The following is a 25,485-nucleotide window of genomic DNA, read 5'->3' as shown; positions in this document are numbered from 1 at the left end:
CCCTGTCGCAGCAGACCGTCCCGAGCCTCTACTGGCGGCCGCCCCTGTCACAGAAGCCGGCGCGCCTGCGGACCCTGGTGCCGCAACCACCGTGGCCAGCGCAACCCCTGAGACGCCTGCCGACGACGCCGCCCCTGCGCCCGCGCCTGCGGCATCGGCACCGGCCGCCCACCCAGAGCCCACGGCTGAAGACGCCCAGCCCGGCACGGGCGTGGACATCCGCCCGCCCGGAGGCACCGGCCGCAGTGCCAGCGCCCCGCCGCCGCCCGTGCGCATGCCTGCCCCCACGCGCCTCGCGTTTGATGTGAGCGGCCAGGCCAAAAAGTTCGCCTACAGCGCCCGGGCCGAATTGCTGTGGCAGCACGACGACAATCGCTACGAAGCGCGCCAGGAGATCAGCGCCTTCCTGGTAGGCACCCGCACGCAGCGCAGCGTGGGCGCGGTCACAGGGCAAGGACTGCTGCCCGAGAAGTTCTCCGACAAATCCCGCAGCGAGCAGGCCGCCCATTTCGACTACGCCAAGGGCCGTGTCACCTTCAGCGCCAATACGCCCGACGCGGCGGCAGGGCCGGGCGTGCAGGACCGCCTGAGCCTGTTCATCCAGCTGGGCGCTATGCTGGCCGCAGACCCGGGCCGCTTTGTGCCCGGCACCCAGATCACGCTGACCACGGTGAGCGCCCGCAGCGCCGACCGCTGGACCTTCACCGTGGAAGGCCCCGAAACCCTGGACCTGCCCGCCGGGCCCACGCCCGCCCTCAAGCTGCTGCGCCTGCCGCGCAAGGACTACGACCAGAAGGCCGAACTCTGGGTGGCGCCGGGACTGGGTTATCTGCCCGTGCGCATCAAGCTCACCCAGGCCAACGGCGATTTCGCCGACCTGCTGCTGCGCGCCAGCAGCCCACCCTGAGAACCTGTTCAAAGCACTGCCTCCGATGGCTCGCGCCGCACGGAGTGTTGCGCCCATACGCCATCCGGGCAAAAAAGCCCCGCGAACCCGGCGTGCTCCGTTTTTCATGAAATACTGCAACGCAGCAGGGGACTAAAGCCGTGGTTTACCTAAGAACCTGTTCTAAGCCCTTGAACTCTGCGCACCCGCTGTCATCTGACATCTATATCGACAAGGGGAACACGATGCACATGCTCTACGACTCAGAATCCTTCGTGGTGGTCCATATGCTGCCCGATGCCGTGGAGAAAAAGAGCGCCCAAGTGCTCAACGACACCGCCCCCGCCGTTCCCCAGCTTGCACGCCATGGTTTTGAAATCGTGGACAAGCGCTCCGGCAAAGAGGTCTACCTGGACGGTTCCTGGGCCGAGATGTTCCAGGAACAGATCCTGGCCTGGCAGCGCGACACGCCCACCCAGGAAGAAGTGGAAGACGCACTGGACCGCTACGCGGGCCTGGCGCAGAACCCGGTGGTGGTGCACTGACACCACGACAAACGCCGGTGCGTTAGCTCAGCCCACCGAGCCTTCGTGTGCGCTGGGCGGATAAATCCGCCGGTACAGCGGGTCCACCAGCATCAGCACCGCAATCAGCCGGCAAACCTGGAACGCCGTCACCACGGGCACCCCCAGCTGCAGCACCTTGGCCGTGATGGCCATCTCGGTGATGCCGCCGGGCGAAGTGCCCAGCAGCAAGGTGACCCAGGGCAGCCCCGTCGCCCAGGCCAGGGCACCGGCAAACAGTACGCACACGCCCATCAACGCCACCGTGCCCAGCGCCACCGACGCCAGCCAGCGCGGCGCAGTGTGCAAGAACTCCGCGCGAAACCGCACGCCCAGGCTCACCCCGATCACGAGCTGCGCTGCATTGACCATGCCCTGGGGCACTGCTGACAGGCTCTGGCCCGCCATGGTCAGGCCCATGGACACCAGCATCGCCCCCATGAACCAGGGGTTGGCGCGGCCCAGCCGGTCCATCAGCAGCGCCCCCGCACCGGTCAGCAGCGCCATCAGCGCCAGCCCCGACCAGTTCACCACCCGCAGCGTGGGCGGCAGGATATCGAGGCCGTGCAGGCCGCTGAACTGCAGCGCGAACGGAATGGTCACCGTAACGATCAGCAGCCGCAGGCTGTGGCTGGCGGCCACCAGGTCAGTGCGTGCGTTTTCGCGCTCGGACAACAAGGTCATCTCGGACGCCGCTCCAATCGCGCCCGCAAAGTAGCTGGTGGCGCGCAGCATCGGTGCAGGAACACCGTGCATGCGGGGCGCATGCACGCGGTAAAGCCACGCACCAAACAGCCAGCCCAGGAACAGCGCCCACGCAATGCCCAGCACGATGGCCCACCACAGGCCGCCGATCAGAGCGACCACCTGGGGCGTGAAATACAGGCCCAGCGCGGCGCCAATGGTCCATTGCCCGGCGTTGCGCAGCGGGCCCCAGCTTTCGGTGGGGCCGCCGGCCATCGACACGACAGAAGTGGCCAGCAGTGGGCCGATCATCCAGGGCAGCGGGGTCTGCAGGGCCACACAGGCGGCGGCAGCGGCCCACGCCAAGGCCAGGGTGGCCAGGGTGCGAACAATAAAGAGGGGGCGCATACAGGAAACGGCAGGCAGGCAAGCAAACAGGCGCGGCGGGTCGCGCGCGCAACCCCGCAGTATCGCGCGAGCCGCTGGCCCCGCAGCCGCCAAGGCGCTGCCCAGACGGAACGGCTGGCATCGCCACCGGGCAACGGCCGCGTGGCACCGGGCGCCAAGCTGCCCCTGGGGCAGCAGGCGCCTAAATTTCAGCCCTAGCGGCCTCTTGCGCTAGTCGAATATGCGCTCGAAGCTATATTTTTGATAGCAATTAGATCGCACCCCGCCGCGCAGCCATCTCCTGCCCCATCGCCGCAAGGGACGCGGGCGGCAGCAAAGTGGCAGCAGCAGGGTAGGCCACGCCTTCTTCGGCGGCGATGTGGGCGTCATACCGCATGGCAAAACCGTCCAGCGCGGCCTCGTCCTGGGGCGTGAAGCCGGTGGCGCTTTCATCCAGCAACGCTTGCAGCCCGGCCCGGGCCGCTGCCCAGTCGGTGGTCATGGCCACGTGGTCGTGCTGCAGGCGCGTGACCAGCGCCCGGACCTCGGGCGTGGCCTGGGCGAGCAGCAGGGGGAACACATGCAGTTCTTCGTCCTGGTGGTGCAGCGGTGCGGCGATGTCGAAATAACGCAGTACATCCCGCGCGGCCTGACGGGCATCGTTGTCAACGCCCTGCTTTCGCACATGCTCACGCAAGCGGCCCAGCAAACCCAGCGTGCGTTGCACGCGCTCGTGGCAGGCCTCCAGCATGGCAAAAGGCTGCTCAAAGCCCACGGCCGGTGCGCTGAAGCCGGGCAGATGCTTTGGCGCAGCGACAGATGTGGATGCGGACGCAGGTACGGACGCCTGTGCCATGGCAGGCCTCAGCCAAACCGCACAGGGTGGCCCTGGCGGTCAAACGGAATGAACGCCCCATGCGCCCCACCCTTGATCGCATCCACCATGCGCTGCAAGGGCACCTCGGCATCGGCGCTGCTGGGCGCCTGGTTCAGCGTGCCGGACATCGCCGCCGCAAACACGATGGCCCAGTCGTGGCCCGGGGCGGTGAACTGGCGGGCCTCGGTCACCAGTGCGTCGAACGATGCCAGTTCCTGCGGCGTCTTGTCCACACCCATCAGCGGCACCAGGGCACCGCCCTGCCCGGCCTCGAAGCGTGCGCGCTGCGCCGGGGTGGCGTCGTCGGGCAGCTCCACCGCCGCGAAGACGAACAGCAGGCGCTGTGGCTCGGGCTGCATGCGCGCAGCCTGCAGCAGGTCGTCAAAACTGGAAATATCCATGCAAAGGTCTCGCAATCAATGAAAGGTGGGGCCCACCAGCGCGCCTCAAAAACCGGGCACTACGCCCCGCTCGGCATCCAGCGTGCTCACATAGGCGCCTGCCGCAGGGCGTGCGCGCACCGCCTTGCGGGACAGCACGGTGCCGATGCTGATGAAACACAGGGCCTGCTCGGAAGCCGCCAGCTGAAACAAGGCCCGCAGGCTCGGCGCCTTCAGCGCCTTGCCGCTGGTCAGTGCCGAACCGTAGCCTTGCGCGGTGGCCATCAGCAGCATGTTCTGCACGGCACAGCCGGCAGAGACGGTGCGCTCGGCCAGATCAATCTCGGCGTCGCCCCGCTCGGCATCCACCACTGCCAACAGCAACACCGGGGAGCGGTACGCCTTCTCGCGTGCCTGCTCGGCCTGCTCAGGAGTGGCGGCAGAGTCGCGCTCCAGCAGGGCCTGCGCAAACACATCGGCCAGCGGCGGACGCGCGGCCTGCGGCACCAGGATGAAGCGCCAGGGCAGCAGCTGGCCATGGTCTGGCGCGTGGGCTGCGGCCTGGAGGATCTGCGCCAGCTCGGCCGCATTGGGGCCGGGCCCGCCGAGGCGCTTGGGCAGAATGGTCTGGCGTGACTGGATCAACGCCGCCGCCAGCCCGGCCACATCGTCAGGCGCACTGGCCCGCGCCTCAGCAGGCTGCGCGCGAGACGAAGGGTTCAACGGCCAGGGAATGACAGACATGGGGAATCCTTCCAATGCTTACCGTGTGTGCCGGGAAGGCCGATGCCGAGCCCGACCGTTCATCCACAGCTCCCCAGGTGCCCACATTGCGTGCAGTAGTCGCAGCCGTCCTTGCGGATGACCGCATGGGCACCGCACTCGCTGCACTTCTTGCCCGCCATGGCCTGGGGCACGGCCACGGGCGGTGGCGTGGGCTCGTCCAGCGGCAGTTGCTGCTGCACCGGGTCGGCCACGCGGCGCGCCAGGATGTTCTGGATGGCATAGGCCATGGCCGCCACTTCGGAGTCGTGCCACATGGGCACCAGCGTGCCGTCGTCCTTGCGGTGGGTGCCCAGGCGCACGGGGCCCCGGTCCCAGGCGACCTTGCGCATGTCCGACAGCGCACGCTCCAAAAAGCCGCCGCGCGCGGCCAGCGACAGCAGGCGCATGCTGGACGTGATCCACTGCTGCGACTCGCCGCTCTGCCCCACGGGCATGAAGAACTCGATGGCGCGATCCACCGTGCGGTTGCCCACACCCGTGGGCACGGGCAGGAAGGACACGATGAGGTACAGCGTCTTGTGGCCTTCCTGCGTCCAGTATTCGAGCTTTTCGGCCACGGCCGAGAGGCCGCCTTGCGGGCGGCTCTCGATCACGGTGCGCATCGGGTCCACGGGCGGCGCGGCGGGCGCACGCGCTGCCACGGCGGCAGGCGCTGGTGCAGGTTCTGCATGCGTTTCCAGCACCGAGCCCAGGATGCTGTTGGGCCGGTAGGTGGCCAGGCCTTTAAGCCGCGCGCGCCAGGCCTGCAGGTACAAGTCCTTGAAGTCCTCGTAGGGGTAGTCCGCCGGGATGTTCACGGTCTTGGAGATGGCCGTGTCCACAAAGGGCTGCACGGCCTCCATCATGGCGATGTGGTCCTGCGCGGACATGGCCAGGGCCGAGACAAAGTAGTCGGGCAACGCGTTCACATCGCCGCCCAGCTCCCGGTACAGGCGCCAGGCATGGTCTTCCACCGCGTATTCGGTGGTGCTGCCGTCGGACTCGCGCTTCTTGCGCTTGTACATCCACGAGAACGGCGGCTCGATGCCATTGGAGGCATTGTCGGCAAAGGCCAGGCTCACGGTGCCCGTGGGCGCGATGGACAACAGGTGGCTGTTGCGGATGCCGTGCTGGTGGATCGCGGCCTTGAGCGATTCGGGCAGCCGGCTCGCAAACGTGCCTTCCGCCAGGTAGCCCCGCGCATCGAACTTTGGAAACGCACCTTTCTCGCGCGCCAGATCCACCGACGCGGCGTACGCGGCGTCGCGCATGCACTCGGCAATGCGTGCCGCCATCGTGCGGCCCTCGGGCAAGTCGTAGCGCAGGCACAGCATGGCCAGCGTGTTGCCCATGCCGGTGAAGCCCACGCCAATACGGCGCTTGGCCATGGCCTCATCGCGCTGTTGGGGCAGCGGCCAGTAGGTCACATCGAGCACATTGTCGAGTGCGCGCACCTGCAGTGCCACGGCTTGGGTGAATGCGTCAAAGTCAAACGCGGCCACACCGCCAAAACCAAAGGGGTGGCGCACAAAGCGGGTGAGGATGATGGGGCCCAGGTCACAGCAGCCATAGGACGGCAGCGGCTGCTCTCCGCAGGGGTTGGTCGCCGCAATGTCTTCGCAGTAATGCAGGTTGTTGTCTTCGTTGATGCGCCCCAGGAACAGGATGCCAGGCTCGGCAAAGTCGTAGGCCGACTTCATGATCGTGTCCCACAGCTCGCGCGCGGCCACGGTGGCGTAGACCCACAGGCCATCGGCGCGCTGGCGAGCGCCCTGGGCCAGCAGTGCGGTGCCGGGGCGGGCCTTGTGCACCAGCTCCCACGGTGCGTTGTTCTGCACGGCCTGGATGAACTCGTCCGACACACCCACCGACACATTGAAATTGTTCCAGCGGCCTGGCGTGCGCTTGGCGGTGATGAACTCGTGCACATCGGGGTGGTCGATGCGCAGCACGCCCATCTGCGCACCCCGGCGTGCGCCAGCACTCTCCACGGTGGAGCAGGACTGGTCGAACACGTTCATGTAGCTGCACGGCCCCGATGCCATGGAGGCGGTGGCCTTCACCTGTGCGCCCTTGGGACGGATGCGGGAGAAATCGTAGCCCACGCCCCCGCCACGGCGCATGGTCTCGGCCGCCTCACGCAGCGCTTCGTAGATGCCCGGAAAGCCTTCGTCATCCACGCCCTGGATGCAGTCACCCACGGGCTGCACAAAGCAGTTGATGAGGGTGGCCTGGATGTCGGTGCCTGCTGCGCTCATGATGCGGCCTGCGCCGATGGCGCCCGCCTTCAGGTTGGCGAGGAACAGGGCCTCGTACTTTGCGCGCAGCTCGGGCTTTTCGACCGAGGCCAGGGCCCGTGCCACGCGCTGGTACAGCTCGTCGGCCGTGGTTTCGCCGGGTTTGAGGTATTTCTCCCGCAGCACATCCAGGCTGATGGGCTGCAGGGACGAGGTGGGGTTGAGTGGGGGCTGGGGTTCGCGTTTCATGGGGGCCGATGATTTGGGTTTCAGGCTGAAACGGGGTTGCGTTCCGTCAAGGAGCGCTCATTCCACTCCGAATGCAGCGCCATGGCAAGTCGGTGGCCGCTCACTCGTCCACCAGCACCTGCCCATCATGCTCCACGTAGGGCTGGTAGGGGCCGGTGCCGCTGTGGTCCGACTGCGAAGCGGGCACAAATCCACCAGTCTGGACGTCGAACACATGCACTTCGCCGTCCTCGATCACATAGTGCCAACCGTGCAGGCTGATCTGGCCCGACTGCACCCGGCTACGCACCATGGGGTACTCCATGAGGCGCTCCAGCTGCAACACCACTGCGCGCTGTTCGGTGCGGCGCAATACCTCGGGACCCGGCTGCATGGGCAACAGTGCCTCGCGCCCCAGGTCCAGCCAGCGGTTGAGGCTGGGGGCCTCGGGCGACACCTCACCATACATCGCCTTGATGGCCCCACAGTGACTGTGGCCGCACACCACGATGCGGCGCACCTGCAGGTTGAGCACTGCGAACTCGATGGCCGCCGTGGTGCCATGGTGGCCATGCGACCCGTCGTACGGCGGGATAAACGCCCCCACATTGCGCACCAGAAACAGCTCGCCCGGCCCCGCACCAGTCAGCAGATAGGGCACCAGGCGGGAGTCGGAACACCCGATGAACAAGGTGGTGGGATGCTGCCCTTCGTCCACCAGCGCCTGGAACTGCTGGCGGTACTGGGGGAAAGCGTCGTCATGGAAGCGGCGCAAGCGGTCCAGCAACTCGTCGGGCATGGGCAGGCAATCAGATAACGGTGGTGTGTGGAGCAACTACTGTACGAGCGGTGTGTCGGCCGCGTCCAGCGCCACGCCTTCGACCACGGCGGCGCCCGCCAGCAGCTGCAAATATTGGCGCAGCGCATTCACCCAGGCCTGCTGGCGCAGGGTGAGCGCAATGGCTTGGCGCACCTCTTCGAACGAGGGCTGTTGCCCCGGGTCACGCGCCACCACCTCCACCACATGCAGACCAAAGCGGCTGTGCACCAGGCGTGCCAGCACGCCGATCTCGGCGCCGCCAAACACCTCGCGCGCGAACTCGGGGGCGCAGTCGGCGCGGGTCAGCCAGCCCAGGTCACCGCCCTGCTGACCACTGGGGCAGTTGGACCACTGGGCGGCGGCCTTGGCGAACTGTGCACCGCCATCGTCGGCGCAGCGCAGTTCAATCAGCAAGGCCTCGGCCCGCAGGCGCAGCTGCTTCACATCCACGCCCGGTGTCACCGCAAACAGCACATGGCGCAGTTGCGCACGCTCCCCCTGGGCATGGGCCGCAGGGTGGGCCTCGTGGTAGCGGCGGCAGGCTTCTTCTGAAGGATCAGGGAGGTCCAGCTCGCGCTCCAGCAACTGCTCAATGGCATCGGAGGCCTGGACGCTGATGGCCCCCTCGACGCCCGGCACATCGCTCGCGGGCAGCAGACCCGCTTGTTGCGCCGCCTGACGCAGCAGCTCGGTGCACGCACGCTGGCGCAGGGCCTCTTCGTCCAGCGACTCGTGCGGGGCATTGAGGGCCACGCCATTGACGCGTGCCACCTCGGCTGCCACCAAGCCCCTGCCCCCCAAGGCGCCGGCTTGTGGTGCCAGGGTGGCTTGCAGAGGCACATCGTCCATCGTTGCCACCAGGGCCTCGTAGGCCGCAGCCTGCGTCGGGGTCAGCGTGCTGGCAGGTGCTGCCGCCACGCCGCTGTCAGTGGAGCCGCATCCGCAGCTCCCGGTTCCACATCCGCTCATGGTGTGCTCCTTGATAGTCGGTGGATTTCAGGCGCGGCGGTCTTGCGACTGCATGTGGCCTGGGGGCAGGTTCAAGCGGCGCGCACGCACCACCTGGTAGGGGCGCAGCACATAGGCCAGCGTGCCAAAGCCACTCCACACATGCACCAGACGGGTGAAGGGGAAGACCAGGAAGATGCTCATGCCCAGGAACATGTGGGCCTTGAAAATCCAGCCCGCCTCGGCCAGCAGCTCCACCCCGCCACTGCGGAAGGTCACCACCCGTTGCCCCCACTCGGCCAGCTTCATCATCATGGAGCCATCCAGATGCTGCGCCGACAGCGGAATGGTGGCCAGGCCCAGTGCCAGTTGCAGCCACAGCAGCACCAAGATCAGGATATCGCTAGTCTTGGACGTGGCGCGGATGCGAGGGTCCGACAGGCGGCGGTGCAGCAGGATGGACAGGCCGATGAAGCCCAGCGTGCCCGCGAGGCCTCCCGTCACCATGGCCATGAGCTGCTTGGCGCCCGCACTCATGAAGTGCTCGTACACAAAGTGCGGCGTGAGCATGCCCACCGTGTGGCCGAAGAACAGGAACAGCACGCCGATGTGGAACAGGTTGCTGCCCCAGCGCAGGCTGCCGGTGCGCAGCAGCTGCGACGAGTCACTCTTCCAGGTGTACTGGTCACGGTCAAACCGCGCCCAGCTGCCGATGAAGAACACGGCCAGGCAAATGTGCGGATAGATGCCAAACAGCAGGGTGTCAAGCCAGGTGGTCATGCTGAGACTCCTTCGGGTGCCCGCTCGGCGCGGGGGGTACGAACAAAATGCAGGGGCTGCGGCTGGTCGGGCTTGGACTGGCCCTGGGTGCTGCAACCGCCAAACGCTTCGGGCTCGGCCCAGACCTCGTCCATGGGCGGCTCGGGCGTGAGCGCCACCGACTGCACACGCTGGCCCGAGACTTCGAGCACGGCGGCGATCACGCTGGCGTAGGGGCTGTTGCGCGCCACGAGGGCGCTGAACAGCGCATTGAGGATGTGGGCCATTTCGCCCAGAAACTCCCTGGCCACTTCGGGCGGCTGGGTAGAGGCGAACTCCAGCACCACCGGCAGGTGGTCGGGCAGCTCCTCTGCCTGGAACTGCAAGCCAGCCTTCTCGTAGGTCTGCAACAGGTCGATGAGCGCCGGGCCCCGGTCACGCGAGTCGCCGTGCACATGCTCGAACAGGTGCAGCGAGGTCTGGCGGCCGCGATCAAAGTTGTCCACGTAGCGGGCTTCGGCTTCCAGCGGGTCGAGTGCAGCCAGGTGCTCGCACACCGCCTTCAACTCCTCCATGCGCTCGGCCGTCAGGGCTTGCTCGGCCTGCAGAGCGTCGATGAGCTGCGGCATCACGCTGCGCAACTGAGCATCGGGGTAGCTCAGCAGGTAGCCCAGGGCGCGCAGGGTCAGGCGCACGGAGGTCGGGTTCTTCTTGAACATGGTGATTCCTTCCGTGTCGCTCAAACAGTCGCTTTGATGGGAATGGTCCGCGGCTTCTTGCCACCGAACATACTGGTCTCGGTGGCGCCGTCGGAGCAACCGTTGCCAAACGAGAAGCCGCAACCGCCGCGGATGTCGAACGCGTTTTCTGCGTATTCGCGGTGGGCCGATGGGATGACGAAGCGGTCCTCGTAATTGGCAATCGCCATCACGTGGTACATCTCCTCCACCTCCGCCATCGACAGGCCCGCCTGCTTGAGCACCGACAGGTTCTGGCGCTGTTCCACATGCTTGTCGCGCTGGTAGGTGCGCATGGCCAGCATGCGCTCCAGCGCCCGCACCACGGGCCCGGTGTCACCGGCGGTGAGCAAGTTGGCCAGGTACTGTACGGGGATGCGCAGCTGCGACACGTCGGGGATCTCGCCATTCACGCCCACATGGCCGGCATTCGCAGCGGCCGTGATGGGCGACAGGGGCGGTACATACCAGACCATGGGCAGCGTGCGGTACTCGGGGTGCAGCGGCAGGGCCACCTTCCAGTCCACCGCCATCTTGTAGACGGGGCTGTTGCGGGCGGCGTCCATCCAGCTGTCCGGGATGCCGTCGATGCGCGCCTGCTTGATGACATCGGGGTCGTTCGGGTTCAGGAAGATGTCGAGCTGGGCCTGGTACAGGTCCCGGTCGCGCTCCACACTGGCGGCTTCCTGGATGCGGTCTGCGTCGTACAGCAGCACACCCAGGTAGCGGATGCGGCCCACGCAGGTTTCCGAGCACACGGTCGGCTGGCCCGCTTCGATGCGGGGATAGCAGAAGATGCACTTCTCGGCCTTGCCCGATTGCCAGTTGTAGTAAATCTTCTTGTAGGGGCAGCCTGAGACGCACATGCGCCAGCCACGGCACTTGTCCTGGTCGATCAGCACGATGCCGTCTTCCTCGCGCTTGTAGATCGAGCCGCTGGGGCACGATGCCACACACGCCGGATTCAGGCAGTGCTCGCACAGGCGCGGCAGGTACATCATGAAGGTGTTTTCGAACTGGCCGTAGATGTCCTTTTGCACATCGTCGAAGTTCTTGTCCTTGCTGCGCTTGCTGAACTCACCGCCCAGGATTTCTTCCCAGTTCGGGCCCCACTCGATCTTCTCCATGCGCTTGCCGGTGATCAGGCTGCGCGGGCGGGCCGTGGGTGCGGCCTTGGTTTCAGGCGCGGACTGCAGGTGGTCGTAGTCGAACGTGAAGGGCTCGTAGTAGTCGTCGATCTGCGGCAGGTTGGGGTTGGCGAAGATGCGCATGAGCAGCTTCCACTTGCCGCCCTGGCGGGGCGCGATGGAGCCGTCGGGGCTGCGCACCCAGCCGCCATTCCACTTGTCCTGGTTTTCCCATTCCTTGGGGTAGCCGATGCCGGGCTTGGTTTCGACGTTGTTGAACCAGGCGTATTCCACCCCGGGGCGGCTGGTCCAGACGTTCTTGCAGGTGACGGAACAGGTGTGGCAACCAATGCACTTGTCCAGGTTCAGCACCATGCCGATTTGTGCGCGAATTTTCATCGTGTTTCTCCTTGGCTTCAGGCGTGGGCTGCGGTGCTGGACACAGGCTCATCGTCGAGCCAGTCCACGCGGTCCATCTTGCGCACCAGCACGAACTCGTCGCGGTTGGTGCCGATGGTTCCGTAGTAGTTGAAGCCGTAGCTGTACTGTGCGTAGCCGCCAATCATGTGGGTGGGCTTGAGCACGATGCGCGTGACCGAGTTGTGGATACCGCCACGGGTGCCGGTGATCTCGGAGCCGGGGGTGTTGATGATCTTCTCTTGCGAGTGGTACATCATCACCATGCCGGGGTTTACGCGCTGGCTCACCACCGCGCGGGCCGCAATGGCGCCGTTGGCGTTGAAAAGTTCGACCCAGTCGTTGTCCACGATGCCCGCAACCTTGGCGTCGTCTTCGCTCAGCCACACCACGGAGCCACCCCGGTTGAGCGTGAGCATCATCAGGTTGTCGCTGTACGTGCTGTGGATGCCCCACTTCTGGTGCGGCGTGATGAAGTTCAGCGCGATCTCGCGGTTGCCGTTGGGCTTCTTGCCCTCGACTTCTTCCAGCGTCTTGAGGTGCACAGGTGGGCGGTAGCTCACAAAGCCTTCGCCGAAGTCACGCATCCACGGGTGGTCCTGGTAGAACTGCTGGCGGCCCGTGAGCGTGCGCCATGGGATGTACTCGTGCACGTTGGTGTAGCCCGCGTTGTAGCTGACCTTCTCGCTTTCCAGACCCGACCAGGTGGGTGAGCTGATGATCTTGCGTGGCTGCGCCTGGATGTCGCGGAAGCGGATCTTCTCGTCCTCGCGGTGCAGCGCCAGGTGCACGTGGTCACGGCCGGTCTGCTTGCCCAGGGCCTCCCAGGCCTTGCAGGCCACGTGGCCATTGGTTTCAGGCGCGAGCATCATCACCACTTCGGTGGCGTCGATGTCGGTCACGATGCGGGGCATGCCCTGCGTCACGCCCTCTTCCTTCACGCGGCCGTTCAGGTCACCGAGTTGGCCCACCTCGGTCTGCGTGTTCCAGCCAATGCCCTTGCCGCCGTTGCCCGCCTTGTCCATCAAGGGGCCCAGGGCGGTGAAGCGCTTGTAGAGGTTGGGGTAGTCGCGCTCGACCACCGTGACCTGCGGCGCGGTCTTGCCAGGGATGAGTTCGCATTCGCCCTTCTTCCAGTCGCGCACGCCATAGGGCTGTGCCATTTCACCGGGGGTGTCGTGCATGATGGGTGTGAGCACCACGTCCTTTTCGACGCCCAGATGGCCCACGCTGACCTCGCTCACGGCCTTGGCAAAACCCTTGTAGATCTCCCAGTCGCTCTTGGCCTGCCAGGCAGGGTCCACCGCGGTGGACAGCGGATGGATGAAGGGGTGCATGTCGCTGGTGTTGAGGTCGTTCTTCTCGTACCAGGTGGCCGTGGGCAGCACGATGTCGGAGTACAGGCAGGTCGTGCTCATGCGGAAGTCGAGCGTGACCAGCAGGTCCAGCTTGCCTTCGGGCGCGTTGGTGTGCCACTGCACTTCCTCGGGCTTAGCTTCGTCCTTGCCCAGATCCTTGCCCTGCACGCCGTGGGTGGTGCCCAGCAGGTGCTTGAGGAAGTATTCATGCCCCTTGCCCGACGAGCCCAAAATGTTGGAGCGCCACACAAACATGTTGCGCGGCCAGTTGGCAGGGTGGTCCGGGTCTTCGCAGCTCATCTGCAGGCTGCCGTCTTTCAGTGACTGGACCACGTAGTCCTTGGCGTCCATGCCCCGGGCTGCGGCGTCCTTGGCCACCTGCAGCGGGCTGGTCTTGAGCTGGGGGGCGGATGGCAGCCAGCCCATGCGCTCGGCGCGCACGTTGTAGTCGATCTGCGCGCCGTGATAAGCCTTCTTGTCGGCCAGCGGCGAGAGGACCTCCTCCATGCCCAGCTTCTCGTAGCGCCACTGGTCGGTGTGGGCGTAGAAGAAGCTGGTGCTGTTCATCTGGCGCGGTGGGCGGATCCAGTCCAGCGCAAAGGCCAGCGCCGTCCAGCCGGTCTGTGGGCGCAGCTTTTCCTGGCCCACGTAGTGCGCCCAGCCGCCACCACTCTGACCGATACAGCCGCAGAGCATCAGCATGTTGATGATGCCGCGGTAGTTCATGTCACTGTGGTACCAGTGGTTCATGGCCGCACCAATGATGACCATGGACTTGCCATGGGTCTTGTGCGCGTTGTCGGCAAACTGGCGGGCCACGGTGATGATCTGATCGCGCGGCACACCGGTGATCTTTTCCTGCCAGGCGGGCGTGTAGGGGCGGTCGCTGTCGTAGGTGACGCCCTGCTCTTCGCCGGGCAGACCCCGGTCAATGCCGTAGTTGCCAGCCAGCAGGTCGAACACGGTGGCCACCATCACCCGGCCCTGGGCTTCGTGCCCGGCCAGCTCCAGGTGGGACACCGGCACGCGGCGCACCATCACATCGCTGCCTTGTTCGTTGGCCGTGAAGTTGGGCGTTGCCACGCCGCCGAAGTACGGGAAGGCCACATCGGCCACGTCGTGGGCCTGCGCGCCGTCCTCGATCACCGAGAGCTTGAGCTTGACGGTGTTACCGGTGCGCGCTTCCTTGTTCTCCAGGTTCCACAGGCCCTGGTCGGCACGTCCGTCGGCCCCCCAGCGGAAGCCGATGGAGCCATTGGGCAGCGTGACCTGGCCCAGTTCGTCGTAGCCCACGGTCTTCCAGTCGGGGTTGTTGGACTGGTCGAGCTTGTTCGGAAAGTCGCTGGCGCGCACATAGCGGTCGGGCACCATCACCGTGCGGCCATCGGGCAGCGTCTTTTCCTTCAGCACCACCAGGAGCGGCAGGTCGGTGTAGCGGCGCGCATAGTCATCAAAGTACGCCGAACGGCCCTTGCCGCCGTCCTTGAAGTAGAACTCATTGAGGATCACATGGCCCATGGCCATGGCCACGGCAGCGTCGGTGCCCTGCTTGGGATGCATCCACAGATCGCCCAGCTTGGCCACTTCGGAGTAGTCGGGCGTGATGGACACCACCTTGGTGCCCTTGTAGCGCACCTCGGTCAGGAAGTGCGCATCCGGCGTGCGCGTCTGGGGCACATTGGAGCCCCAGGCAATGATGTACGAGCTGTTGTACCAGTCGGCCGACTCGGGCACGTCGGTCTGCTCGCCCCAGGTCTGTGGGCTGCTGGGGGGCAGGTCGCAGTACCAGTCGTAAAAACTCATGCACACGCCGCCGATGAGGCTCAGGTAGCGCGAACCCGCAGCGTACGAAATCATCGACATCGCCGGGATGGGCGAGAAGCCGATGATGCGGTCCGGCCCGTGTTTCTTGATGGTGTACACGTTGGCCGCAGCGATCATCTGGTTGACCTCGTCCCAGGTGCTGCGCACAAAGCCGCCCAGGCCGCGCTGCTTTTGCCATTCGCGCTTGGAGGCATCGTTCTCGACGATGCTGGCCCAGGCGTCCACCGGGCTCTTGGCCAGGGCGATGGCGGCGCGCCAGTGCTTGAGCAGGCGGCCGCGCACCATGGGGTACTTCACGCGGTTGGCGCTGTACAGGTACCAGCTGTAGCTGGCGCCGCGTGCACAGCCACGGGGTTCGTGATTGGGCAGGTCGGGCCGGGTGCGGGGGTAGTCGGTCTGCTGGGTTTCCCAGGTGACGATGCCGCCTTTGACGTAGATCTTCCACGAGCAGGAGCCCGTGCAGTTCACGCCGTGGGTGCTGCGCACGATCTTGTCGTGTGCCCAGCGGTCACGGTAGGCGTCTTCCCAGGTGCGGTCTTCACCATTGGTTTCGCCATGGCCCTGGGCAAAGGTCTCGCGGGGCTGCGAGAAGTACGAAAGGCGGTCGAGGAAATGGCTCATCGGGGGCTCCTTGTTCTGTTCTGTTCTGTTCTGTTCAGGGGTCATCAGCAAGGCATGGCGGCGTTCTTGCGCGCGTAGTGCCACCAGGTGATCACGATGCAAACGAGGTAGAAGGCGAAGAACGTCCACAGCGCGGCATGGGGGCTGCCGGTCAGCGCAATGGAGCTGCCATAGCTCTTGGGAATGAAGAACCCGCCGTAAGCCGCCATGGCGGCCGTGAAGCCCAGCGTGGCGGCGCCCAGGGTGTTGCCTTCCTTGTTGGCCTGGGCCACGGCTGCAGTGTTGCGGGGGTCCACACCGCGCATGGCTTCGGTCAGGAAGATCACGGGGATCATCCGGAAGGTGGAGCCATTGCCGATACCGGTGGTGAGGAACAGCACCAGGAAGCACACGAAGAAGCCTGCAAACTGACCTTCATTGCCTGCGGATGGCAGGAACACCGTGACGCCCACCACGGCAATCGCCATGACGATGAAGTTCCACAGCGTGACGCGCGCGCCGCCGAGCTTGTCGGCCAGCCACCCGCCAAACGGCCGGACCACCGCGCCCACCAGCGGCCCCAGCCATGCGTAGGCCAGGGGGTTGATGTTAGGAAACTGGCTCTTGATGAGCAGCGGAAAGCCTGCGGCATAGCCGATGAACGACCCGAAGGTGCCGAGGTACAGCACACACATCAGCCAGTTGTGCTTGCGCTTGAAGATGGCGGCCTGCGCAGCGAACGAGGCACGCGCATCGGCAATGTCGTTCATGCCGAACCAGGCGGCCAGCGCCGTCAGCGCAATCCATGGCACCCAGATGAAGGCGGCGTTCTGCGTCCACACCTGCGCGGTCTGGCCGTTCTTCACAATGGTCTGTGCATCGCCACCAAAGACCCCAAAGATACCGGCAGTAACGACCAGAGGGCTGAGGAACTGCACCACCGACACGCCCAGGTTACCGAGGCCCGCATTCACACCCAGCGCGGAGCCCTTGCGCTCCTTCGGAAAGAAGAAGCTGATGTTGGCCATGCTGGAGCTGAAGTTGCCGCCGCCCAGGCCACACAGCAGCGCGAGGATGAGCATGGTGGGGTAGGCCGTGGTGTTGTCCTGCACCGCAAAGCCGATGCCGATGGCCGGGATCAGCAGCGAGGCGGTGGAGATCGCCGTCCAGCGGCGGCCACCGACCAGCGGCACCATGAACGAGTAGAAGATGCGCAGCGTGGCGCCCGAGAGCGCGGGCGCCGCCGCCAGCCAGAACAGCTGGTTGGTCGAATACTTGAAGCCCAGGCCCGGCAGGCTCACGGCGACCACGCTCCAGACCTGCCAGATGGCAAAGGCCAGGAACAGCGCGGGCACCGAGATCCACAGGTTGAGCTTGGCGATGGCTTCGCCTTCGCGCTCCCAGAACGATTTGTCCTCCGGGGCCCAGAGGGTGAGCAGACGCCCCTGGCGCCCGCTGGTGGTAGTGGCAGACATGGTGAGTTTTCCTTGAAAGATCAACGGGTGGCAGGTTGCGCAACAGCGCCCTGCGAACCCATGAGACGGGTGTTGCGCACTTCGGTGAAGTACATCCAGATGAGCGAGACCCACACCACGCCGTACATCAGCATGAAAGCGCTGGAGCGGATGCCGGTAAGGTCCATCAGAGCACCGAACAGGATCGGCAGCACGAACCCGCCCAGGCCACCAGCCAGACCCACGATGCCGCTGATGGCGCCGATGTTGTGGGGGTAGTCGTCGCTGATGTACTTGAAGACACTGGCCTTGCCGAAGGCCCAGCAAATGCCCAGCAGGAACATGAGGCCGGTGAACAGGTACACGTTCAGGCCGATGTGGAAGGTCTTGGGGCCGTTGACGGTGACGATGGTGAAATCGGTCTGGGGGTAGCTCAGCAGGAACAGGCAGATCCAGCTCACCCACATCACCCACCAGGTCACGCTGTGGGCGCCGTACTTGTCGGACAGCATGCCTCCAATGGCGCGCAGCACACCACCGGGCAGCGAGAAGCACGCGGCCAGCAGTGCCGCCACGCGGATATCAAGGCCAAACTCGCCCACGTAGTACTGCACCATCCACAGCGACAGCGCCACATAGCCGCCAAACACGATGCTGTAGTACTGGCAGTACTTGAGGACCTTGGGGTCCTTGAGCGCCTTGAGCTGGTCGGTGAACTTGACGTTGCTGGGCACCAGGTGGGCCGGGTCGCTGTAGCTAAACAACCAGAACAGCACCAGCGTGCCCAGCATGATGGCCGCATACACCTGCGGCACCATGGTCCAGCCGAAGGCCACCAGCAGCACCGGCGCCACGAACTTGTTCACGGCTGCACCCGAGTTGCCCGCGCCATACACACCCATGGCCGTGCCCTGGCGATGCTTGGGGAACCAGCGCGCCACATAGGGCGTACCCACTGAGAACGAGCCCCCCGCCAAGCCCACAAACAGGCCGATGGTGAGGAAGTGCCAGTATTCCGTGGCGTAGCCCATCAGCCAGATGGCGGGCACGGTGGTGGCCATCACGGCGGCCATCACGATGCGGCCGCCGAACTTGTCGGTCCAGATGCCCAACGGCACCCGGACCAGCGAGCCCGTGAGCACAGGCATGGACATGAGCAACCCGAACTGCGTGGAGTTCAGGTTCAGCATCTTCTTGATGGGGATGCCGATGACGCCAAACATCATCCACACCATGAAGCAGACCGTGAAGGCGAAGGTGCTGACGATGAGCACCGACCAAGCCTGGCGGGTGCGCTGCGGGCTGTCGCCCGGGGGCAGGGTTGCGTTGGCCATTGCGCGATTCCTCTCTTTTTGCATGAGAGGAATGGTCGCGTGTGCAGGGGCTTTTGCACATCCTTCACTAGAGGGTGTGCGGCGCGGCAGAGGGACTAGTTACCCGGGGCGGGGCGTCGTCCGAAAGAACTATGGCGCAAGCGTTGTGGGTAGTAGCACCCGCACCACACCAGCCCGACGCGCCCGGAGCGTGCGTGGGCCAGCGCTATTCCGCGCGCTGCCGGTCCGAGGCGTACACCGCCGCCTGCACGCGCGAACTCAGGCCCAGCTTGCGCAGGATGTGCTGCACGTGGATCTTCACCGTGGTCTCAGCGATGTCGAGCGTGCGCGCGATCTCCTTGTTGCTGGCACCGCGTGCAATCTCGCGCAGCACGTCTTCCTCTCGCGGGGACAGGGGGGTGAAGCCGCTGACGGCGCCTGCAGCGACCGCAGCGGCATCGGCGGGTACGGACGCTGCGGGCGCTATCTCGGGCACACCCTGCGACTGGAACGCCGCCACCAGCTTGCCCATGAGTTCGGGGCTGACCACGGGCTCGCCCCGGGCGGCACGGCGAATGGCCTGGGCCAACAGGTCGCCGTCGATGGTCTTGAGCAGGTAGCCCTGCGCGCCGTTGCGCAGCGCGGTGGCCAGGTCCTGCGCGTCCTCGCTCACAGTGAGCATGAGCACGCGCGAGGTGGGTGACACCTCGCGCAGGCCCTGGATGGCATCCACGCCCATCACCCCGGGCAGGTGGTTGTCGAGCAGGATCACCTGCGGCTGCAGCTGGGGCGCAAGCCGCAGGGCCTGCGCGGCATCCCCCGCCTCGCCCACCACGGACAGGCCCTCATACTGGCTCAGCAGCGCGATCAGCCCGCGACGGAACAGCGTGTGGTCGTCCACCACCAGCAGCGTGACCGGCGGTGTCGTCGGCGCTGACGCGGGGGTTGTGGCAACGGGCGATACGGAGGTCGTCATGGCATGGTGGCTTGTTGGGGGGCTACGGCGTATATCGAACCCGCTGAATGGGTGGATGCGGCGGGCTGGTGAGGCGGCGTGGGTGCGACCGAGGGAAGCTCGATGCACACGCTGGTGCCCTGCCCCGGAGCGGACTCCACCTGGACCACCGCGCCAATGCGCTGGGCCCGTTCGCGCATGATGCCCAGGCCTACATGCAGCGAGTCCGGTGGCACGGAGGCCACCTCAAAGCCAGTGCCGTTGTCTTGCACCTCAAAGCGCCAGCGTGGATGGCGGTGCACCAGCACATCCACCCGCGTGGCGCCCGAATGTTTGCGCACGTTCGACAAGGCCTCCTGCACCATGTGCAGCACCTGGATCTGCACGTCCTGCGCCAGCGGCAAGCCGTGGCCCACCATGCCCAGCGTGGTGGCCATGCCGGTCTGGTGCTCAAACTTGGACAAGGTGGCGCGCAGCGCTGACTCGATGTCTTCCTCGCTGGTGCGGGTGCGGAAGTGCACCAGCAGCTCGCGCACATCGGAATAACACTCGCGCACACCCACATCCAGCTCGCCGATGCTGCGGTCGCGCTTGGCCTCATCGCCGCGCGCCACGGCATCGCGCAGCAGCTGGGTCTGGATCTTGAGGAAGGCCAGCGACTGGGCGATGGAGTCGTGCAGCTCCCGCGCCAGCAGGCTGCGCTCCTCGGCCACCGCCGCCTCGCGCTCCAGCGCGGTGGCACGCAGGCCCTCCATGGCACTGGCCAGGTGGCGCGTCATGGCTTCGAGCAGGTCGCGCAGTTCATCGGTCAGCTCCACTGGTGAGCGGAAGAACAGATCCACCTCGCCCAGCAGGCGCTGCAGCATCTGCACCGGGATGGTGACCATGGTCTGGAACCCCGCCTCGCGGCAATGGGGCAAGGCAACGGTGGTCGACGGTGTGATGGGAATGACCCGCGTACGCGCCTGGGCCTGCGGCTGGCCGCACAGGCAGGTGCCCGTGTGCAGGCAGTGTTCGCCTTCGGCCATGGTGCGCGGCAGGCCGTCGCCCGCCAGCAGCACATAGCGTTCGTTGGCCTCATTGGACCAGCGCACGGCAGCTGCGTCGGCCCCCGCCACGCGGCGGATCTGCTGCACAAAACCCTGGGCCAGCAGCTCCAGGCTGCCCGCCGTGCTGGCCAGCGCGCTCACCTCATACAAAGCGGCCAGGCGCTGGTTCTGCACAGCGATGCTGGCGGTCTTTTCGCGCACCTTGTGCTCCAGCTCGTCGTGCGATGCCTGCAGTGCATGCGCCATGAGGTTGAAGCCCGCCGACAGCTGACCGAACTCGTCATCCGTATCCACCGGCAGCCGCGTGCCCAGCTCGCCCTGGCGCAGTCGGGCCTGAGCCTGCTGCAGACGTGCCACGGGATTGATGACCAGCAGATAGCTAACAGCCATGAAGGTGACGGCAGCCACGATGGCCAGCGCCATCATGAACAGCTGGAACAGGTGCAGCGCGGCGGTCCAGCCCGCGATCTGGATCTCGATGGCATCCACAAAACCATCGACCTGCTGCACAAAGGCATCGGCCTCTGCCAGGTTCCGGGCGCGGTCCGGGGGCGATGCGCTGACCCACCCGGTGCGGGCCTCGGCCCACCGGGCGCGGATGCCATCGAACCGCGTACGTGTCTCATCGCTCCACGGCACAAACAGCGGGCGCGACGGATCGCCCGTGCGCAGCAACTCCAGGCTGGCGTCGAACTGGCGGGCGCGTTCTTGAACGGCCTCGGGTGGCTCGGTCTGCAGCACCAGCACCATGCGCAACATGTTCATGCGCAGGCGGCCGGCCTCATTGACCGCCGCTGCGCCGCCCTCGAGCTTCCAGGTCACCCACAGGGTCAGGCCGATGGAAGCGAGCGCCACCAACAAGAAGCCCGCGCCCATGGCAAGGAGTTTGGTGGAGAGCGTGGGACGGGAGCGCATGGCGCAGTGTAGGGAAGGGGCATCACCACAATCTTGACCTGGGTCAAGAGCGGCCCGCGTAGCATGGAGCCATGCAACGACTGCCCCTCCCTCTCCTGCGTACCTGGCTGGTGCTGGGAAGCGCCACCGTGGCGCTGGCTGGCTGCGCCTACGCCCCTGCCCCGGGCACGCCGCCCTCCCCCCTCTGGACCGACCGCTTGCAGAGCCTGCTGCCCGCCGATGTACTGCTGCTGGGCGAGCAGCACGATGCGCCCGACCACCAACGCCTGCAGCGCGAGGCCGTGGCGTGGCTGTCTGCGCGCGGGCAGCTGGCGGCCGTGGTGATGGAGATGGCCGAGCGGGGCCACAGCACCCGGGGCCTGCCGCGCGATGCCAGCGAAGCGCAGGCCCAGGCCGCCCTGCAATGGGACAACGCCGCCTGGCCATGGCAGGCCTATGGCCCGGTAGTGATGGCGGCCGTGGGCGCAGGGGTGCCGGTGCTGGGAGGCAACCTGCCCCGCGCCCGCATGCGGGCCGCCATGGCGGAGACCGCCTGGGACCGGCACTTGCCCGCCCCGGCGCTGGCGGAGCAACAGCAGGCCATGCGGGATGGCCATTGCGGGCTGCTACCGGAGTCGCAAATTGCGCCCATGGCCCGCATCCAGATCGCCCGCGACGCGAGCATGGCCCGGACGGCCCAGGAGGCGTTGCGATCCGGCAAGACGGTGCTGCTGGTGGCTGGCGGCGGCCATGTGCTGCGCCACTTGGGCGTGCCAACGCATTGGCCGGCAAATCTGGTGTCAAAAGTAGTGATAGCGCAGGTGGAACATGCGCCAGCCGCTATCAAATCAGGTGCACAAGCAGATGCCGTGGTCCAGACCCCGGCGCTTCCCCCGCGTGATGTGTGCGCAGAGTTGCGCGAGCAGTGGCGCCCTGCGCCCCCCGGACAGAAGGTCTGAGCGCGCCTTTTAGCCCTGCGCGGCGGCAGCAGTCTCCGCCTGCGCGCGCAGCAGCGCCACAAAATCGTCGGCAGGCACAGGGCGGCTGCACAGGTAGCCCTGGTAGGCGTCGCAGCCCCGTTCGCGCAGGAAGGCCAGCTGGCCCTCGGTCTCCACCCCCTCGGCCAGCACCGACAGGCCCATGCTGTGCCCCATGGCGATGATGGCAGCGCTGATGGCCATGTCGTCCTCGCTTTGCGGAATATCGCGGATGAATCCCTGGTCGATCTTGAGCACGTCGATGGGAAACCGCTTGAGCTGCGCCAGCGACGAATAGCCGGTGCCAAAGTCATCCACCGCGATGCGCACCCCCAGCTCGCGCAGGCGCACCAGCACCTGGCGGGCTTCTTCGGTACGTTCGGCCAGGGCGCTTTCGGTGATCTCCAGCTCCAGCAGTGCCGCGGGGAACCCGCTGGCCTGCAGCGCGGCCGCCGTGCAACCGGCCAAGTCGGTCAGGTGGAACTGGCGCGGCGACACATTCAGCGCCAGGGTCAGCGGGGGCAGCCCGGCATCACGCCATTGCTGGCCCTGGCGGCAGACCTCGCGCACCACCCATTCCCCCAGCGGGCCGATGACGCCAGAGGTCTCGGCCACGGGAATGAAGCGCGCGGGGGAGATCAGCCCCTCTTGCGGGTCGTTCCAGCGCACCAGGGCTTCGGCGCCCTGAATGCGACCGGTGGCAATGTCGATTTGGGGCTGGTAGTACATCTGCAGATGGCCCTGGGCCAGCGCCAGGCGCAGGCGCGACTCCAGCTCCAGCCGCTCGCGGGCCGCCTGGGTCATGGCCTCGTGGAAGAAGCACCACGCGCCCCGGCCGCGCGCCTTCGCACCGTACACCGCCGCGTGGGCGCCCTGCAGCAGCAGCTCGGTGGTGCCCGCGTGCTCTGGGAACATGCAGATGCCCACGCTCACGCCCGCCACCACCTCGAGCCCGTCGGGCGAACGCCAGGGCTCGGCCACGGCGCGGATCAGGTGGCGCGCCACGGCAGCCGCACCGTCGGCATGGCGCAGGTTGCGCGCCACCACGGCCAGCTCGTCACCCGCCATGCGCCCCAGCACATCCCCGGGCCGCAGGGCGGACTGCACCTGCCGCGCAATGTGCTTGAGCACCTCGTCGCCCGTAGCATGGCCGTAGCTGTCGTTCACATCCTTGAAACGGTCCAGGTTGAGCAGCAGCACGGCAATGTGCTCGCCACTGCCCTGGGCCTCCTGCACCGCCAGCTCCAGCTGATGCCCGAACCAGGTGCGGTTGGACAAGCCCGTGAGCGGGTCGTTGTGCGCCAGGTATTCCAGTTGCCGCTGCTGGGCCTTTTCTTCGGAGATGTCGGTGAACATGCACACGTAGTGCGTGATCTCGCCCGCCGGGTCGCGCACGGCCGACAGGGACATGTGCTCCGGGAAGATCTCGCCGTTCTTGCGGCGGTTCCAGATCTCGCCCTGCCAGTACCCGGTTTCGGTCAGCGCCGACCACATCGCCTCATAAAAAGCCTTGTCGTGGCGGCCCGACTTGAAGACGCGCGGGGTCTTGCCCAGCAGCTCCTCCTCGGTATAGCCCAGCAGCCGGGTGAACGCCGCGTTGACCGACAGGATGCGGCTGTGGGCGTCGGTCACCACCACGCCCTCCATGGTGTTGTCCACCACCGTGGCCGCCAGGCGCTGGCGGGCCTCGCTGCGCTGCAGCGCCGCACGGGCAGCCTTGATCTCGTCGAGGTCCTGCACCACACACACCAGGTGCGCGGGCTCATCGCCCACTTCGGGCGCCAGTGTCACGGTGCACAGCACAGGCGCCCGGCGGCCGTTGTCCAGCCGCAGGCAATGGCGCTCGCCCACATAGTGGTCGATCTCGCCAGCCAGCAGGCGCTCCAGCTGCGACGCCGCCCAGTCAGGGTCCTGGGCGATCATCACATCGCGAAAATTGAGACCCAGCGTCTGCGCGGGCGTGGCCCCCAGCAGGTCGCACAGGCGGGCGTTGGCCCACAGAAAGCTGCCGTCCAGCGCCACCCGCGCAAACCCGGCCGGCGCATGGCGCACGATCTGCGTCAGCTCCTGCGCCATGGCCATGCGCACCTTTTCGGCGCGGCGCATGCGCCGCAGCAGCCACCAGGCCAGGCCGCTGGTCAGCGCCACATAGCCCCAGCCCTTCCAGGTCTGAAAACGGGTCAGCAGGGCCGGGTCGGTCACCCAGTGGGCCAGCAACACATCGCCCGCAAACACCCAGGCCACCCCCAGCACCAGGTACAGCAGCATGCCCCGCCAGGGGACCAGTGATGAGGCATAGCCCTCGTTGCCCATTGCGCTTCTTGCGCTCCTTGTTGATTTCACGGTTTCACGGCCTTTGGCCCTTGCTGCGACAATTGCACAGCTATGACCAACGCCTACATCCTTACCCTGTCCTGCCCCGACCGCCTGGGGCTGGTGCACGCCGTCTCCGGCTTTTTGCTGGAGCATGGCGGCAACATCGAAGAAGCCGCGCAGTACAACGACCACGCCACGGGCCTGTTCTTCATGCGGGTGCAGTTTGCCTGCGACCAGCACGACCACCCCACCCTCAAAGCGCGCCTGACCAGCTTTGCCGAGCCCTACAACATGCACTGGAGCCTGCACGCCACGGCAGCCCCCATGAAAACCGTGCTCATGGTCAGCAAGGAAGGCCACTGCCTCAACGACCTGCTGTTCCGCTGGAAGAGTGGTCTGCTGCCCATCGACATCCGCGCCATCATCAGCAACCACCGCGACTTCTACCAGCTGGCGGCCAGCTACAACGTGCCGTTTCATCACATCCCGATGACGGGCAGCACCAAGGCCCAGGCCGAAGCCAAACAGTTTGAGATTATCGAGGGCGAAGGGGCCGAGTTGGTGGTATTGGCCCGTTACATGCAGATACTTTCTCTTGACCTATGTCAAAAGTTGGCCGGTCGGGCCATCAACATCCACCACAGCTTCCTGCCCAGCTTCAAGGGCGCCAAGCCTTACTACCAGGCCCATGACCGGGGCGTGAAGCTGATCGGCGCCACGGCCCACTATGTGACGGCCGACCTGGACGAAGGCCCGATCATCGAGCAGGACGTGGCCCGCGCCGACCACACCGACACCGTGGAAGACCTCACGGCCCGCGGCCGCGACACCGAAAGCCAGGTGCTGGCCCGCGCTGTGAAGTGGCACAGCGAGCACCGCGTGATCCTGAACGGCCACAAGACAGTCATCTTCCGCTAGTCCAGCTTTCCC

Annotated in this window: 20 protein-coding genes; 4 read left to right on the top strand and 16 right to left on the bottom strand. The window is 66.2% G+C overall.

Annotated features, from left to right (window positions below; genetic code table 11):
• Positions 1–907 (top strand): DUF3108 domain-containing protein (locus AC07X4_RS09220; protein ID WP_494739902.1); only part of this gene is annotated, 907 nt, incomplete at its 5' end.
• Between the two features lie 224 nt (positions 908–1,131).
• The gene (locus tag AC07X4_RS09215; protein ID WP_055392879.1) at positions 1,132–1,431 is read left to right on the top strand and encodes a BTH_I0359 family protein; all 300 of its coding nucleotides are present in this window, start codon (positions 1,132–1,134) and stop codon (positions 1,429–1,431) included.
• A 27-nt stretch (positions 1,432–1,458) separates the two neighbouring features.
• Here AC07X4_RS09215 and AC07X4_RS09210 read toward each other — a convergent pair whose 3' ends face one another.
• From AC07X4_RS09210 to AC07X4_RS09140, 15 genes are all read right to left on the bottom strand, one after another.
• Entirely contained in the window at positions 1,459–2,541 is a 1,083-nt protein-coding gene (locus tag AC07X4_RS09210) for an AbrB family transcriptional regulator (RefSeq protein WP_494739901.1), read from the bottom strand.
• A gap of 250 nt (positions 2,542–2,791) precedes the next feature.
• Positions 2,792–3,376, bottom strand: coding sequence for a hemerythrin domain-containing protein (locus AC07X4_RS09205; protein WP_288853556.1), 585 nt, complete (start codon positions 3,374–3,376; stop codon positions 2,792–2,794).
• Positions 3,377–3,384: 8 nt separating this feature from the next.
• Positions 3,385–3,798, bottom strand: coding sequence for a ribonucleotide reductase subunit alpha (locus AC07X4_RS09200; protein ID WP_494739900.1), 414 nt, complete (start codon positions 3,796–3,798; stop codon positions 3,385–3,387).
• Positions 3,799–3,843: 45 nt separating this feature from the next.
• A complete protein-coding gene (locus AC07X4_RS09195; RefSeq protein ID WP_494739899.1) occupies positions 3,844–4,521 on the bottom strand; it encodes a nitroreductase family protein in 678 nt (225 codons plus the stop codon).
• Positions 4,522–4,580: 59 nt separating this feature from the next.
• The gene (locus AC07X4_RS09190; protein ID WP_494739898.1) at positions 4,581–7,028 is read right to left on the bottom strand and encodes an adenosylcobalamin-dependent ribonucleoside-diphosphate reductase; all 2,448 of its coding nucleotides are present in this window, start codon (positions 7,026–7,028) and stop codon (positions 4,581–4,583) included.
• Positions 7,029–7,128: 100 nt separating this feature from the next.
• Positions 7,129–7,806 (bottom strand): carbonic anhydrase, encoded by a 678-nt coding sequence (locus AC07X4_RS09185; RefSeq protein WP_494739897.1) that lies wholly within the window; start codon positions 7,804–7,806, stop codon positions 7,129–7,131.
• A gap of 36 nt (positions 7,807–7,842) precedes the next feature.
• A complete protein-coding gene (locus AC07X4_RS09180) occupies positions 7,843–8,676 on the bottom strand; it encodes a peptidylprolyl isomerase (RefSeq protein WP_494739904.1) in 834 nt (277 codons plus the stop codon).
• 147 nt (positions 8,677–8,823) lie between these two features.
• Complete coding sequence (gene narI, locus AC07X4_RS09175; RefSeq protein WP_494739896.1) at positions 8,824–9,555, bottom strand: respiratory nitrate reductase subunit gamma; 732 nt, start codon at positions 9,553–9,555, stop codon at positions 8,824–8,826.
• Positions 9,552–10,253 (bottom strand): nitrate reductase molybdenum cofactor assembly chaperone, encoded by a 702-nt coding sequence (gene narJ, locus AC07X4_RS09170; RefSeq protein ID WP_108497439.1) that lies wholly within the window; start codon positions 10,251–10,253, stop codon positions 9,552–9,554. The genes narI and narJ overlap by 4 nt, the downstream gene beginning before the upstream one ends.
• Before the next feature lie 20 nt (positions 10,254–10,273).
• Positions 10,274–11,797 (bottom strand): nitrate reductase subunit beta, encoded by a 1,524-nt coding sequence (gene narH, locus AC07X4_RS09165; protein ID WP_056745774.1) that lies wholly within the window; start codon positions 11,795–11,797, stop codon positions 10,274–10,276.
• A 17-nt stretch (positions 11,798–11,814) separates the two neighbouring features.
• The gene (locus AC07X4_RS09160; protein ID WP_494739895.1) at positions 11,815–15,618 is read right to left on the bottom strand and encodes a nitrate reductase subunit alpha; all 3,804 of its coding nucleotides are present in this window, start codon (positions 15,616–15,618) and stop codon (positions 11,815–11,817) included.
• Positions 15,619–15,662: 44 nt separating this feature from the next.
• Entirely contained in the window at positions 15,663–17,072 is a 1,410-nt protein-coding gene (locus AC07X4_RS09155) for a NarK family nitrate/nitrite MFS transporter (protein WP_056745778.1), read from the bottom strand.
• Between the two features lie 20 nt (positions 17,073–17,092).
• Positions 17,093–18,385, bottom strand: coding sequence for an MFS transporter (locus AC07X4_RS09150; protein ID WP_395457750.1), 1,293 nt, complete (start codon positions 18,383–18,385; stop codon positions 17,093–17,095).
• 205 nt (positions 18,386–18,590) lie between these two features.
• The gene (locus AC07X4_RS09145; RefSeq protein WP_494739894.1) at positions 18,591–19,340 is read right to left on the bottom strand and encodes a response regulator; all 750 of its coding nucleotides are present in this window, start codon (positions 19,338–19,340) and stop codon (positions 18,591–18,593) included.
• Entirely contained in the window at positions 19,337–21,283 is a 1,947-nt protein-coding gene (locus AC07X4_RS09140; RefSeq protein ID WP_494739893.1) for a type IV pili methyl-accepting chemotaxis transducer N-terminal domain-containing protein, read from the bottom strand. Before AC07X4_RS09140 ends, AC07X4_RS09145 begins: the two co-directional genes overlap by 4 nt.
• A gap of 71 nt (positions 21,284–21,354) precedes the next feature.
• Between AC07X4_RS09140 and AC07X4_RS09135 the strand changes: the two genes are divergently transcribed.
• Positions 21,355–22,221 carry a ChaN family lipoprotein gene (locus AC07X4_RS09135; RefSeq protein ID WP_494739892.1) on the top strand — a complete coding sequence of 289 codons (867 nt, stop codon included), beginning with the start codon at positions 21,355–21,357 and terminating at the stop codon, positions 22,219–22,221.
• Positions 22,222–22,230: 9 nt separating this feature from the next.
• On the opposite strand, the gene AC07X4_RS09130 is transcribed toward AC07X4_RS09135, so the two are convergent.
• Positions 22,231–24,552, bottom strand: coding sequence for a putative bifunctional diguanylate cyclase/phosphodiesterase (locus tag AC07X4_RS09130; protein WP_165836537.1), 2,322 nt, complete (start codon positions 24,550–24,552; stop codon positions 22,231–22,233).
• Between the two features lie 72 nt (positions 24,553–24,624).
• Here AC07X4_RS09130 and purU point away from each other — a divergent pair, with 72 nt between their 5' ends.
• Positions 24,625–25,473 (top strand): formyltetrahydrofolate deformylase, encoded by an 849-nt coding sequence (gene purU, locus AC07X4_RS09125; protein WP_056059864.1) that lies wholly within the window; start codon positions 24,625–24,627, stop codon positions 25,471–25,473.
• The last annotated feature ends 12 nt before the right edge of the window (positions 25,474–25,485 follow it).

The sequence above is a fragment of the Acidovorax sp. GW460-11-11-14-LB4 genome, assembly GCF_059423685.1.
The sequence above is the reverse complement of the archived record's forward strand: the minus strand, read 5'-3'. Positions and strand labels throughout refer to the sequence as shown.

Bases quoted from the DNA above. Each gene is read 5' to 3' on its own strand.
- AC07X4_RS09190 (WP_494739898.1), bottom strand. From the start codon at position 7,028: ATGAAACGCGAACCCCAGCCCCCACTCAACCCCACCTCGTCCCTGCAG.
- AC07X4_RS09205 (WP_288853556.1), bottom strand. From the start codon at position 3,376: ATGGCACAGGCGTCCGTACCTGCGTCCGCATCCACATCTGTCGCTGCG.
- AC07X4_RS09155 (WP_056745778.1), bottom strand. From the start codon at position 17,072: ATGTCTGCCACTACCACCAGCGGGCGCCAGGGGCGTCTGCTCACCCTC.
- AC07X4_RS09210 (WP_494739901.1), bottom strand. From the start codon at position 2,541: ATGCGCCCCCTCTTTATTGTTCGCACCCTGGCCACCCTGGCCTTGGCG.
- narI (WP_494739896.1), bottom strand. From the start codon at position 9,555: ATGACCACCTGGCTTGACACCCTGCTGTTTGGCATCTATCCGCACATT.
- AC07X4_RS09135 (WP_494739892.1), top strand. From the start codon at position 21,355: ATGCAACGACTGCCCCTCCCTCTCCTGCGTACCTGGCTGGTGCTGGGA.
- AC07X4_RS09215 (WP_055392879.1), top strand. From the start codon at position 1,132: ATGCACATGCTCTACGACTCAGAATCCTTCGTGGTGGTCCATATGCTG.
- AC07X4_RS09160 (WP_494739895.1), bottom strand. From the start codon at position 15,618: ATGAGCCATTTCCTCGACCGCCTTTCGTACTTCTCGCAGCCCCGCGAG.
- AC07X4_RS09200 (WP_494739900.1), bottom strand. From the start codon at position 3,798: ATGGATATTTCCAGTTTTGACGACCTGCTGCAGGCTGCGCGCATGCAG.
- AC07X4_RS09150 (WP_395457750.1), bottom strand. From the start codon at position 18,385: ATGGCCAACGCAACCCTGCCCCCGGGCGACAGCCCGCAGCGCACCCGC.
- AC07X4_RS09130 (WP_165836537.1), bottom strand. From the start codon at position 24,552: ATGGGCAACGAGGGCTATGCCTCATCACTGGTCCCCTGGCGGGGCATG.
- AC07X4_RS09140 (WP_494739893.1), bottom strand. From the start codon at position 21,283: ATGCGCTCCCGTCCCACGCTCTCCACCAAACTCCTTGCCATGGGCGCG.
- purU (WP_056059864.1), top strand. From the start codon at position 24,625: ATGACCAACGCCTACATCCTTACCCTGTCCTGCCCCGACCGCCTGGGG.
- AC07X4_RS09145 (WP_494739894.1), bottom strand. From the start codon at position 19,340: ATGACGACCTCCGTATCGCCCGTTGCCACAACCCCCGCGTCAGCGCCG.
- AC07X4_RS09195 (WP_494739899.1), bottom strand. From the start codon at position 4,521: ATGTCTGTCATTCCCTGGCCGTTGAACCCTTCGTCTCGCGCGCAGCCT.
- AC07X4_RS09180 (WP_494739904.1), bottom strand. From the start codon at position 8,676: ATGGACGATGTGCCTCTGCAAGCCACCCTGGCACCACAAGCCGGCGCC.
- narH (WP_056745774.1), bottom strand. From the start codon at position 11,797: ATGAAAATTCGCGCACAAATCGGCATGGTGCTGAACCTGGACAAGTGC.
- narJ (WP_108497439.1), bottom strand. From the start codon at position 10,253: ATGTTCAAGAAGAACCCGACCTCCGTGCGCCTGACCCTGCGCGCCCTG.
- AC07X4_RS09185 (WP_494739897.1), bottom strand. From the start codon at position 7,806: ATGCCCGACGAGTTGCTGGACCGCTTGCGCCGCTTCCATGACGACGCT.